Consider the following 12,089-nt stretch of genomic DNA (forward strand, 5'->3'; position numbering starts at 1 on the left):
CCATGTCCCCGGACTGTACATGGGAGAGGGCCGGGGTGAGGGCTTCAGGCCGCAGAGGACAGCCCACCTACCCCTTACGAATCAAATACCGGTACGGCAGCGTTTCCGTCTGCTGTGCCACCAGTTCATGCTCCATAAAGGTACAAAAACCGGGAATATCGCGCGTGGTGGCCGGATCGTCGGCAATAATTAGCAGCGTTTCACCGGTCTGCATGTTACGCACGGTCTTACGTACCATCATTACCGGCTCCGGGCAGCGAAGGCCCTGGGCATCAAGGGTGTGGTCTGGGCTGGAAAACAGGTCGGTCATGATCTTCTCGGTCAGATAAAAACGGCAGTAGTTTACGCCCCGGCGCGAGCAATGCAAACCAGGTTAACGATTGCGCAAAAACTAACCATTGCAATGTCCAGCCAAAGCAGTATCATGCTGCGGTTTTTATTGGGTTCCCTCACCCCAACGTATAAAAAGGTCACAATATGACGCAGTTCTCTGAATCACAGCGCGTAAAAGCGTTGTTCTGGCTTTCGCTTTTCCATTTGCTGGTGATCACCTCCAGCAACTACCTGGTGCAGCTCCCGATCTCCATTTTTGGTTTTCATACCACCTGGGGCGCGTTCAGCTTTCCGTTTATTTTCCTCGCCACCGATCTGACCGTGCGTATCTTCGGCGCACCGCTGGCACGCCGCATTATCTTTGCGGTCATGCTTCCGGCGCTGTTCATCTCGTACGTGATCTCCTCCCTGTTTTACATGGGAAGCTGGCAGGGCTTTGAGGCGCTGACACACTTCAACCTGTTTGTCGCCCGTATCGCCGCGGCAAGCTTTATGGCCTACGCGCTGGGGCAGATCCTCGACGTGCACGTGTTTAACCGTCTGCGTCAGAATCACCGCTGGTGGATGGCGCCGACCGCGTCCACGCTGTTCGGCAACGTGAGCGATACGCTGGCCTTCTTCTTCATCGCCTTCTGGCGCAGCCCGGATGCCTTTATGGCCGAGCACTGGATGGAGATCGCGCTGGTGGACTACTGCTTCAAGGTGCTCATCAGCATTGTTTTCTTCCTGCCGATGTACGGCGTGCTGCTGAATATGCTGCTGAAAAGGCTGGCAGATAAATCTGAAATCACGGCATTGCAGGCTGGTTAAGGGTTCGCTTTATCAGTTGTGATAAGATGGGTGAATGAGCCGCTATGGCCGTTTATCGAAAGGAAGAAGTCAATGCGCAATCTGGTTAAATATGTCGGGATTGGCCTGCTGGTTGTGGGTCTTGCAGCCTGTGATAACAGCGACACGAAAACGCCTGCTCAGGGCGCATCCGCAGAAAGCAACGCGACCGGTCAGCCGGTGAATCTGATGGATGGCAAACTCAGTTTCTCTCTGCCAGCCGATATGACTGACCAGAGCGGCAAGCTGGGCACCCAGGCGAATAACATGCACGTTTACTCCGACGCAACCGGCCAGAAAGCGGTCATTGTGATTGTGGGCGACGACACCAGCGAAGACCTGGCCGTCCTGTCCAAACGTCTGGAAGACCAGCAGCGCGGCCGCGACCCGCAGCTGCAGGTCGTGACCAATAAATCCATCGAGCTGAAAGGCCATAAGCTGCAGCAGCTGGACAGCATCATCTCCGCGAAAGGCCAGACCGCCTGGTCTTCTGTGGTGCTGGGCAAGGTTGATAACAAACTGCTGACCCTGCAGATCACCCTGCCAGCGGAAGATCAGCAGAAAGCGCAGACGGCTGCTGAAAACATCATTAACACCATCGTGATCCAGTAACCCTTCACGACGATGACGTGGCCTCCGGTGCCTGAACCGGGGGCCATTTTTTTAGCCGCCACGTCAGCAGCAGGGCAATTATCACCAGACCCGCCGCGGCAAGATAGATCACCGGTACCCCCGCCCAGGCCATCACCAGCCCCGCCAGCGGCCCGGTTATGCCTAAAGACATATCCATAAATACCGTATAGGTCGCCAGCGCCGCCCCCTGGTTCTGCTGCGGCACCGCTTTAACCGCCACCACGCCCAGTGCCGGGAAGACCAGCGAGAAACCGGCTCCCGCCAGGAAGACGCCAATTTTCGCCATCCAGGGCGCGCTGGCGATGCCGGTTAACAGCAGCCCGACAATCTCTACCGTAAAGCAGATCATCGCCACGTTCAGCCCGCCCAGACGGTTGATACCGTTCGGGAAAAGCAGGCGTGCGCCAACAAACGCACCGCTGAAGAGGGTTAACGCAAAGGCCGCGCCCTCCCAGCCTTTGGCGTCATAAAACAGGGTAATGAAGGTCGCAATGACGCCGAAGCCGGTGGTCGCCAGGGCCAGCGCCATGCCGTACGGCCAGACGCGCCCCAGCACGGCCCGAAACGGCAGCGGCTTGCCCTTGCTGGCCTTCACCTTCGGGCGCGGCAGCGCAAACAGTATCGCCACAAGCGCGACCGCTATAATGGTCAGCGACAGTCCATACAGACCGCCAAAGGCGTAACAGGCCACGCCAAGCGGCGCGCCGAGCGCCATCGCCCCGTAGGTGATGATCCCGTTCCACGAGATAACCCGGCCAATGTGTGGTGCACCGACAACCCCCACACCCCATAGCGTCGAGCCGGTTCCTGCCAGGCTTTGCCCAATCCCGAGAATGACGCGGCCCAGGCAAAGCAGCGCCAGGCTGACCAGCGGCCAGTGGCTGGTAGCGGCAGCCAGCAGGTAGCTCAGACCACTGAGGAAACAGCCGCACAATCCCACTACCACAATGCTTTTGGGACCGAACAGGTCGGCGTAGCGCCCGGCGTGCGGGCGGCTAAGGAGCGTGGCGAAATACTGCAGGCTGATGACCAGCCCCGCCCAGAACGCGCTAAAACCCATCACGTCATGGACGTAGCCCGGCAGAACCGCCAGCGGCAGGCCGATCGTTAAATAGCTGGCAAAGTTGAAGATAACGACGGAAACAATGCGCAGATTGAGGCGCAATCCGCTCAGCGCCGGTTCGGCGGCAGGTTCTGGCATGGGGTTCTACCTGAATTTTTGCAACAGTGTTTCACTATTACCACGGAGCAATAAGAAAATCAGCCCCGACTTTCAGATTATCGGTGCCAGACGAAGCGGCCCTAAGGCACTACACTTATCGGGTCATCTTATTAAGGAACGCGCATGTTAGCTCCCCAGCCCGATAAAGCAGGACTCCACATCTTATTAAAACTCGCCTGTCTGGTGGTTATCCTTGCGGGTATACATGCTGCCGCTGACATTATCGTCCAGCTCCTGCTGGCGCTCTTTTTTGCCATTGTCCTCAATCCGCTGGTGACCTGGTTTTTACGCCGGGGCGTGAGCCGCCCGGTGGCCATCACCATCGTGGTTATCGTGATGCTGATTGGCCTGACGGCGCTCTTCGGCGTACTGGCGGCATCGCTGAGCGAATTCTCCACCATGTTGCCGCAGTACAATAAAGAGCTGACGCGTAAAATCGTCGCGCTGCAGGAGATGATGCCCTTTCTTAACCTGCATATTTCGCCAGAACGGATGCTGCGCAGGATGGATTCCGAGAAGGTCATGACCTACGCCACCACGCTGATGACCGGTCTTTCCGGCGCGATGGCCAGCATTTTGCTGCTGGTCATGACGGTGGTGTTTATGCTGTTCGAAGTGCGCCATGTTCCGTATAAGCTGCGCTTTGCTTTAAATAACCCGCAAATACACATTGCCGGCCTACACCGCGCCTTAAAGGGCGTCTCCAAATATCTGGCGCTGAAAACGCTGCTGAGCGTCTGGACCGGGATTATTGTCTGGCTGGGGCTGATGCTGATGGATGTTCAGTTCGCGCTGATGTGGGGGGTGCTGGCGTTTCTGCTGAACTACGTGCCGAATATTGGCGCGGTGCTTTCCGCCGTGCCGCCGATGATTCAGGCGTTTCTGTTTAACGGTTTCTACGAATGTATGCTGGTCGGGGCGCTGTTCCTCGTCGTGCATATGGTGCTGGGCAACATTCTTGAACCGCGCATGATGGGGCACCGGCTGGGCATGTCGACGCTGGTGGTGTTTTTATCCTTGCTGATTTGGGGATGGCTGCTGGGCCCTGTCGGCATGCTGCTGTCGGTCCCGCTGACCAGCGTATGTAAAATCTGGATGGAAACCACCAAAGGGGGCAGCAAGCTGGCGATCCTGCTTGGGCCGGGGCGGCCGAAAAGCCGGTTGCCGGGGTAATGTATCTGTCTGTGTAAACGGGTTTATACCGTCAAATACCGCGACGCTCACCGTCGCGGTATTTTTATTTGCGTTAAGGCTTATTCCTTACGTTTTTTTATCAACTCACCCAGATTTCGCTTAAATGCAACACCCCCCTTAAAGCAAATTAAAAAAAACGGAATGATTAATTATTTTGCGTGATATTATACCCCGCCTTAGCGACGACGTAATGTAAACATTAATATTGATTAAAAACACACCTGACTTAATCCCTAAGCCTGGTGATGCTTATTTGTAAAAAACACTACCTTTAATTGTTATTATTGATATGGAGTTGTTGATGAAAAAGCTCGTTAAATGGTGCACTGCCGCCGTATTCGTTGGCGCACTGGCTGGCTGTGCGCGTACCGCCCCTATTGCTCAGGTTCACTCTGTCGTGAGCGCTGGTCATACTGCCGATCAGGTGAAAACAGCCATTTTGAAAGCAGGCCAGAAGCGTGACTGGATCATGACGGAAGCGGGCCCGGGCGTGATTGAGGGCCGTCTACAGGCACGCGATCACTCGGTCCAGGTGCGTATTCCCTACTCTGCGACAAGTTATTCAATTAATTACGAAAGCAGCCTGAACCTGAAAGCGGCAGACGGTAAAATTCACAAAAATTATAACCGCTGGGTGAACAACCTCGACCACGATATTCAGCTGAACCTTTCTGCGGGTGCCGCGCTGTAATATTTTTCTAAAGTCGGGCCGGACATGGCCCGATAACCTCATTTCTTACCCTGAAAGGTTACGCAACAATGTACGAAAAGGACACGCTCAGCGCGCTGGATGCCATTACCGAAGCGCAACGCATCGCTTTTGCGCCGATGTTATTTCAGACCGCGCTTTGTCTGCGTAACTCGGGCGTTCTCGCCTGGCTCGATAAACAGGGTAATAAGGGGGCGAGCCTCGACGAAATAACCGAAAACAGTACCCTGAGCAGTTATGCCGTCAGCGTATTGTTAGACATGGGATTAAGCGGGCGGATAATTACTTATAAAGAAGGTCGTTATTTCCTGGCGAAAGTGGGCCATTTCTTACTCCACGATCCCATGACCCGCGTTAATATGGATTTCACGCAGGACGTCTGTTACCAGGGGTTATTTTATCTGGCCGATGCCCTGCAGAAAGAAAAACCGGCTGGATTATCCGTGTTTGGCGACTGGCCAACCATCTATCCGGCTTTATCCCAGCTTCCTGCCCCGGCAAAAGAGAGCTGGTTTGCCTTCGATCATTACTATTCCGACGCCGCTTTTGACGCTGCGTTGCCATATATATTCGCAAGCTCGCCGACAAAATTGTACGATGTGGGCGGAAATACAGGTAAATGGTCGTTACGCTGCTGCCGCTATGACGACAATGTTGCCGTGACGATCCTCGATCTCCCGCAGCAGATAGCGCTGGCGCAGGAAAACATCGAAAAAGCAGGTTTTTCTCATCGTATTGGATTCCATGCTGTCGATATGCTTAGTCCGTCGGCATTGCCGGGAGATGCCGACGTCTGGTGGATGAGCCAGTTCCTCGACTGTTTCTCTCCGGATCAGATTGTCGCCATGCTGACGCGCGTCGCAGAGGTCATGAAGCCTGGCGCACGGTTGTGCATCATGGAGCTTTTCTGGGATGCCCAGAAATATGAAGCGGCGGCTTTCAGCCTGAATGCCACCTCGCTCTATTTCACCTGTATGGCGAATGGCAATAGCCGGTTTTACAGCGTAGAGAAGTTTTATCACTACCTGGAAAGGGCGGGCTTCAGCATAGCACAGCGGCTGGATAACCTTGGGGTAGGTCATACCCTGTTAATTTGCACCAAACGTGAACAATAGCGCAGCCTGGCTGCCCTTTGAATACGGTATTCCGCGGACGCGCGTAGATGAAATTTTCACTGAACATTATTGACTGGCAGGCAAGAGCGCCAGGACTAAGCGATGCCGCAGAGTGGCAGGCGTGGTCGCGCCTGCAGTCGACCATCGACCCGACGGCTCCTCTACCCCGCCTGACCGCGTTACCCATGATGACCGCGCGCCGCCTTAACTCAGGCAGTAAGCTGGCGGTGGATATTGGTCTTGCCATGCTGCAAAGCCACGCCATAGACGCCGTCGTCTATTCCAGCCGCCACGGCGAGCTGGAGCGCAATTACCGTATTCTGCATACGCTGGCGACCGGGCAGGCCGTCTCGCCTACCGACTTCGCCATGTCCGTGCACAATTCCGCGGTGGGCAATCTCACGATCGCCGCTCGCCAGCCTGTTGTCTCATCATCCATTTCCGCCGGGCTGGACACCTTCCAGCAGGCCCTGTGTGAAGTGCTGAGCCTGCTGCATGCGGGCTACTCCCGCGTCCTGCTGGTGGATTTTGACGGCGCGCTGCCGGGATTTTACCATCCGGCGTTACCGCCGCAGATGCCTACCTGGCCGTACGCGGTGGCGCTGGTGATTGAAGCCGGCAGCGAATGGCAGTGCGAAACCCGCAGCGGCAGCACGGGCGAGGAAGCCGCCCTGCCGCAAAGCCTGATGTTCCTGCAACGCTATCTCCGTGAGGAACAACAGTTTGTGGTGCCCGGCGAACGTTTGCTGTGGCAGTGGGCGCGCCAATGAACCGCCTGACCGCCCGGATCAACTGGCTATGGCGTCTGGTCATGACCGGATTCTGCTTCGTGCTGTTTGGCGCGGGCGGGCTGCTGTTGTCGCTGGTCTGGTTCAACCTGCTGCTGATTGCCCAGCGCGATCGCGCCAAACGCCGTCGCCTGGCGCGCCGCAGCATCGCGGCCAGCTTCCGCTTCTTCTTAACCGTTGCCCGCGGCACCGGGGTGCTGGACTATCGCATCCACAATCTTGATGCTCTGCGCGGCGATCGGGGCTGCCTGGTGGTGGCTAACCACCCTACGTTAATTGACTACGTGATTCTGGCGTCGGTAATGCCCGAAACCGACTGTCTGGTGAAAAGCGCGTTACTGCGCAATCCGTTTGTCAGCGGCGTTATCCGCGCGGCGGATTATCTGATTAACAGCGAGGCCGAGCCCTTGCTCGCCGCCAGCCAGCAGCGTCTGGCCCAGGGCGACACGCTGTTAATCTTCCCGGAAGGGACGCGTACCCGCCCAGGTGAGGCGATGTCCCTCCAGCGCGGCGCGGCAAATATCGCCGTGCGCTGCCGCAGCGATCTGCGGATCGTACTCATCCACTGCAGCGAGCACCTGCTGGATAAAAAAAGCCGCTGGTATGATGTACCGCCCGCAAAACCTGTCTTTACCGTCGATGTGCGCGATCGCGTGAACATCGACGAATTTTACGATGCAAGGCAACAAGAACCGGCACTGGCGGCAAGGCAGTTAAACCGGCACCTGCAGCATCGATTAACATCAGGCCTTCAATCTTTGTCAGGAATTAATGATGCAAGCGCTTTATCTTGAAATTAAGAATCTCATTATCACCACGCTGAATCTGGACGAGCTTACCGCAGAGGATATTGATACCGATGCCGCGCTGTTTGGCGACGGGCTGGGTCTCGACTCTATCGACGCGCTGGAGCTGGGTCTGGCGGTGAAAAACCAGTATGGCGTGGTGCTTTCTGCCGAAAGCGAAGAGATGCGCCAGCACTTCTTTTCCGTCGCCACCCTGGCGTCCTTTATCCACGCCCAACGCGCCTGAGATGTGAACTATGACCGAACAAGAAACCATTTATCAGGAAGTCTGCGGCCTTCTGACCAAACTCTTTGAAATCGACCCGCAGGACATTACGCCCGAAGCCCGTCTTTACGAAGACCTGGAGCTGGACAGCATTGACGCGGTGGACATGATTGTCCATCTGCAGAAGAAAACCGGTAAGAAAATCAAGCCGGAAACCTTCAAATCGGTTCGTACCGTTCAGGATGTGGTAGACGCCGTCGAACAGCTGCTGCGCGAAGAGTAAGACACCGTGCGTGGTGGACGGACGTTCCCGGTCATCCCACTCCTGACGGGGCTGATGCTGCTGTCGTGGCCTTTCCTGATTGGATTTGGGCTGACGCATAACAGCCTGCCGTGGCTGCTGCCGGTGATGGCGCTGCTGTTGCTGCTGCGGCTGCGCCAGGCGCGGCATAACACCGGCCCGATGCGGTATGTGGTGCAGTGCGTGGCGCTGGCGGGGATCGCGCTCTGCGCGGCAAGCTATCTGCTGAAAACCCACCAGTGGCTGCTGTTTTACCCTGTGGTCGTTAATCTTGTAATGCTGGCCGTCTTCGGCGGTTCGCTCTGGACAGCGATGCCGCTGGTCGAACGCCTGGCGCGCTTACGTGAGCCCAATTTGCCGCCGGAGGGCGTGCGCTATACCCGCAGGGTGACCCTCGTCTGGTGCGGATTTTTCATCGGCAACGGGGCGATGGCGCTGTATACCGTCCTGCACGGCGACATGCACCTGTGGACGCTGTGGAACGGTATGGTGGCTTACATCCTGATGGGGACACTGATGGCGGCAGAGTGGCTGGTGCGCCAGCGGGTGATAAAAAAAGAGATGCAGAATGACTAACCCCCTTCCGCTGGGCCAGTGGTTAAACGCGCCCCGCCCTGACGACACGCCCGTCGCCTGGCTCGACGATCGTACCTGGACGCTGGGCCAGCTGCGCCACGACGTGACGTTACTGGTCGACACCCTGCGTCAGCAGGAAGGCGAGCGCTGGGCGCTGTGCTTTGAAAACAGCTACCTGTTTATCGTTGCGCTGCTGGCCTCGCTGCATGCCGGTAAAACGCCGGTCATTCCCGGCCATAGCCGCGTTTCGCTGCTTGAGGAGCAGCAGCCGCTGTTTAGTGGCGTCCTGAGCGATCGGTCCCTCGATATTGACGGGCAGCTGATTGTGGTAGCCTCCCGCCACCAGACGATCGCCCGCTGGGTACCCCTGCCGGAGATTAACGAAAACCGCTTCGTCGAGCTGTTCACCTCCGGCTCCACGGGAACGCCGCGCCGGGTGGTTAAGCACATCGTCAGCCTGGATCGCGAAGCCCGCCTGCTGGCTGACCGCTTCGGCGAACGCCTGGCTGGCTGTAGCGTTGTGGCCTCCGTCGTCCCGCAACATCTCTATGGCCTGACATTTCGCATCGTACTGCCGATGGCGATGGGCCTGCCGCTGCATGCCGCGATGCTCTACTACGCTGAGCAGCTGGCCGCCCTTCCTCATGACCGGCATTACCTGTTCATCAGCAGCCCGGCGTTCCTGAAGCGCCTGGATACCGAACTGGCCGCGCCGCCCGTCAGGATGCTGATTTCCGCGGGCGGAATGCTGCCCTGGCGTGACGTCTCCACCACGGTTGGCTGGCTTAACATCTGGCCGGACGAAATTTATGGCAGCACCGAAACCGGGATCCTCGCCTGGCGCCATCGCGTGGAAGATAACCTGCCGTGGCTACCCTTCCCCGGCGTAAACTTCCATCAGGAAGATGACGCCTGCCGCGTCACTTCGCCGCTTATCCATGAGGCTGAAGGACTCCAGCTGGACGATATCCTCCACTTCGACAGTGAGGGGCTGTTTAGCATCGCCGGTCGTCGCGGGCGGGTGGTCAAAATTGAAGAAAAGCGCATCTCGCTTAACGAGATCGAGCGTCGCCTGCTGGAGCTCGACGGCGTTTGCGAGGCGGCTGCGCTGCCGGTTACGCGCGGGGGCCGTCAGGGGATTGGCGTCCTGCTGGTGCTGGATGAGGCGGTTCGTCAGCGCTGGCATCTGCAGGATAAAAAAGCGCAGGAGTTCGCCTGGCGACGCGCCCTGCTGCCGTGGCTTGAGCCGGTCGCCGTTCCACGCTACTGGCGCATTGTCGATGAGATGCCGGTAAACAGTATGAACAAGCGTGTCTATGCGCAGTTAGAGGAGTTATTTCATGAAAATTCATGAAATCGAGCGCCATCAGGCACAGCCGGAGAAGCTGGAGATCGTGTTGCATCTCGACGCCTCTCTGTTCTGGTTTCAGGGCCATTTTGCCGTACAGCCGCTGCTGCCCGGCGTTGCGCAGCTTGACTGGGTGATGCACTACGCAACGACTTTACTGGCACCGGGCTACCGCTTTCACAGCATTCAAAACGTGAAGTTCCAGGCGCCTCTGCTGCCGGAAACCACGGTGACGCTGGTGCTTGAGTGGCATGCCGGGCGCAAACTGCTGACCTTCAGCTACCTGCGTCATGACGGGGCTGAACGCCATACCGCCAGCAGCGGGAAAATTCGTCTATGTCAGTAACCTTCCGCCCCTGCGTGCTGATCCCGTGCTACAACCACGGCGCCACGATGGCCAGCGTGCTGTCGCGCCTCTCGCCGTTTGGCCTGCCGTGCCTGGTGGTGGATGACGGCAGCTCCGCCGCCACCCGCCAGGAGCTTGAGCGGCTGGCGGCGGAGCTGCCGCAGATGACGCTGGTCCGTCTGGCGCAAAACGCCGGCAAAGGTGCCGCGGTCATCAGGGGGCTGGAGGAGTGCGCGCGTGCGGGCTATACCCACGCCCTGCAGGTGGACGCGGACGGCCAGCATGCCATCGAAGATATTCCCAAAATGCTGGCGCTGGCGGAGCGCCACCCGGACGCGCTGATTTCCGGCCAGCCTGTTTACGATGATTCCATCCCGCGCTCGCGGCTCTACGGGCGCTGGGTCACCCACGTCTGGGTATGGATTGAGACCTTATCCCTGCAGCTTAAAGACAGTATGTGCGGCTTTCGGGTCTACCCGGTCTCGCCCACGCTGCGGCTCGCCGCGCGTGAAACGCTCGGTAAACGGATGGATTTTGACACCGAAGTAATGGTCCGTCTCTACTGGCAGGGCAACACCAGCGTCTTTCTGCCCACCCGCGTGACCTATCCGCAGGACGGGTTGTCCCACTTCGACGCGTTGAAAGATAACGTGCGGATCTCCCTGATGCATACCCGGCTGTTCTTCGGCATGCTTCCGCGCATTCCCGGCCTTCTCTTCCGTCGACGCGGCCAGCACTGGGCGCAGCAGGACGAGGTTAAAGGCCTGTGGGGCATGCGCCTGATGCTGCGCGTCTGGCAGCTGCTGGGGCGGCGGGCGTTTACCGTGCTGCTGTGGCCGGTGATCGGCGTCTACTGGCTGATCGCGCGTCCGGCGCGGCAGGCTTCGCGGCAGTGGATTGCACGCGTGAAGCAGGTGCTGATGCAGCGGAACATGCCTGTTCCAGAACGGCTCAACAGCTTTTTCCATTTCATGCGCTTCGGCAACGCGATGCTGGACAAAGTCGCCAGCTGGCGCGGCGAGCTGAAGTTTAAGCGCGACGTGGTCTTTGCTCCCGGCGCGAGCGAAACGCTTAATATCGCGGCGCCGCAGGGCAAGCTGCTGCTGGCCTCGCATCTTGGCGACGTAGAAGCCTGCCGGGCGCTGGCCCAGCTGGACGGCAGCAAAACCATCAACGCCCTGGTCTTCAGCGAGAACGCCCGGCGTTTTAAGCAAATTATGAGCGAAATGGCGCCCCAGGCCGGCGTGAATTTGATGTCGGTCACCGACATCGGCCCGGACACCGCCATTGCCATCAAAGAGAAGCTTGAGCGCGGAGAATGGGTCGCGATCGTGGGCGACCGCATCGCCGTCAACCCGCAGCGTGGCGGCGAGTGGCGGGTGATCTGGAGCCAGTTTATGGGCCAGCCCGCACCGTTCCCTCAGGGGCCGTTTATCCTGGCCTCCATCCTGCGCTGTCCGGTGGTGTTGATTTTCGCCCTGCGCCAGCAGGGTAAGCTCGTCCTGCACAGCGAGCCGTTTGCCGACCCGCTGATCCTGCCGCGCGGGGAACGCCAGCAGGCGCTGCAGGCTACCGTCGATCGCTACGCGCAGCGGCTGGAGCATTACGCCCTGATGTCGCCGCTCGACTGGTTTAATTTTTTCGATTTCTGGCATCTGCCAGAGTCCAGAGAGAAGGAGTAAAGG

At 58.1% G+C, this 12,089-nt stretch carries 15 protein-coding genes; 13 read left to right on the plus strand and 2 right to left on the minus strand.

What is annotated here, in order from left to right:
* Positions 1–67 precede the first annotated feature (67 nt).
* Complete coding sequence (tusA, locus tag IM284_RS11850; protein WP_032653764.1) at positions 68–310, minus strand: sulfurtransferase TusA; 243 nt, start codon at positions 308–310, stop codon at positions 68–70.
* A gap of 167 nt (positions 311–477) precedes the next feature.
* Between tusA and IM284_RS11855 the strand changes: the two genes are divergently transcribed.
* Both IM284_RS11855 and IM284_RS11860 read left to right on the plus strand, forming a co-directional pair.
* Complete coding sequence (locus IM284_RS11855) at positions 478–1,143, plus strand: 7-cyano-7-deazaguanine/7-aminomethyl-7-deazaguanine transporter (protein ID WP_028014693.1); 666 nt, start codon at positions 478–480, stop codon at positions 1,141–1,143.
* A gap of 72 nt (positions 1,144–1,215) precedes the next feature.
* On the plus strand, positions 1,216–1,773 hold the full coding sequence (locus IM284_RS11860) for a DcrB family lipoprotein (RefSeq protein ID WP_028014694.1): 558 nt from the start codon (positions 1,216–1,218) through the stop codon (positions 1,771–1,773).
* A 4-nt stretch (positions 1,774–1,777) separates the two neighbouring features.
* Here IM284_RS11860 and IM284_RS11865 read toward each other — a convergent pair whose 3' ends face one another.
* The gene (locus IM284_RS11865) at positions 1,778–2,995 is read right to left on the minus strand and encodes an MFS transporter (RefSeq protein WP_047367206.1); all 1,218 of its coding nucleotides are present in this window, start codon (positions 2,993–2,995) and stop codon (positions 1,778–1,780) included.
* A gap of 144 nt (positions 2,996–3,139) precedes the next feature.
* Between IM284_RS11865 and IM284_RS11870 the strand changes: the two genes are divergently transcribed.
* From IM284_RS11870 to IM284_RS11920, 11 genes are all read left to right on the plus strand, one after another.
* Positions 3,140–4,189 carry an AI-2E family transporter gene (locus IM284_RS11870; RefSeq protein ID WP_041911893.1) on the plus strand — a complete coding sequence of 350 codons (1,050 nt, stop codon included), beginning with the start codon at positions 3,140–3,142 and terminating at the stop codon, positions 4,187–4,189.
* 322 nt (positions 4,190–4,511) lie between these two features.
* On the plus strand, positions 4,512–4,901 hold the full coding sequence (locus IM284_RS11875; RefSeq protein WP_047367207.1) for a hypothetical protein: 390 nt from the start codon (positions 4,512–4,514) through the stop codon (positions 4,899–4,901).
* A 68-nt stretch (positions 4,902–4,969) separates the two neighbouring features.
* The gene (locus IM284_RS11880) at positions 4,970–6,034 is read left to right on the plus strand and encodes a class I SAM-dependent methyltransferase (RefSeq protein ID WP_047367208.1); all 1,065 of its coding nucleotides are present in this window, start codon (positions 4,970–4,972) and stop codon (positions 6,032–6,034) included.
* 47 nt (positions 6,035–6,081) lie between these two features.
* Positions 6,082–6,804: a beta-ketoacyl synthase chain length factor gene (locus IM284_RS11885; protein WP_047367209.1), complete on the plus strand. Its 723-nt coding sequence runs from the start codon at positions 6,082–6,084 to the stop codon at positions 6,802–6,804.
* Positions 6,801–7,616: a 1-acyl-sn-glycerol-3-phosphate acyltransferase gene (locus tag IM284_RS11890; RefSeq protein WP_047367235.1), complete on the plus strand. Its 816-nt coding sequence runs from the start codon at positions 6,801–6,803 to the stop codon at positions 7,614–7,616. The genes IM284_RS11885 and IM284_RS11890 overlap by 4 nt, the downstream gene beginning before the upstream one ends.
* Positions 7,597–7,854, plus strand: coding sequence for a phosphopantetheine-binding protein (locus IM284_RS11895; protein ID WP_028014701.1), 258 nt, complete (start codon positions 7,597–7,599; stop codon positions 7,852–7,854). Before IM284_RS11890 ends, IM284_RS11895 begins: the two co-directional genes overlap by 20 nt.
* 10 nt (positions 7,855–7,864) lie before the next feature.
* Positions 7,865–8,116, plus strand: coding sequence for an acyl carrier protein (locus IM284_RS11900; protein ID WP_024908875.1), 252 nt, complete (start codon positions 7,865–7,867; stop codon positions 8,114–8,116).
* Positions 8,117–8,122: 6 nt separating this feature from the next.
* Entirely contained in the window at positions 8,123–8,710 is a 588-nt protein-coding gene (locus tag IM284_RS11905; RefSeq protein WP_047367210.1) for a hypothetical protein, read from the plus strand.
* Positions 8,703–10,064, plus strand: coding sequence for an acyl-CoA synthetase (locus tag IM284_RS11910; protein ID WP_047367211.1), 1,362 nt, complete (start codon positions 8,703–8,705; stop codon positions 10,062–10,064). Before IM284_RS11905 ends, IM284_RS11910 begins: the two co-directional genes overlap by 8 nt.
* Positions 10,051–10,404, plus strand: coding sequence for a hydroxymyristoyl-ACP dehydratase (locus IM284_RS11915; protein ID WP_028014704.1), 354 nt, complete (start codon positions 10,051–10,053; stop codon positions 10,402–10,404). The genes IM284_RS11910 and IM284_RS11915 overlap by 14 nt, the downstream gene beginning before the upstream one ends.
* A complete protein-coding gene (locus tag IM284_RS11920; protein WP_047367212.1) occupies positions 10,395–12,086 on the plus strand; it encodes a glycosyltransferase in 1,692 nt (563 codons plus the stop codon). Before IM284_RS11915 ends, IM284_RS11920 begins: the two co-directional genes overlap by 10 nt.
* Positions 12,087–12,089: the final 3 nt, after the last annotated feature.

Source organism: Enterobacter cloacae complex sp. P12RS (assembly GCF_014895875.1).
Taxonomy (GTDB): Bacteria; Pseudomonadota; Gammaproteobacteria; order Enterobacterales; family Enterobacteriaceae; genus Enterobacter; species Enterobacter bugandensis.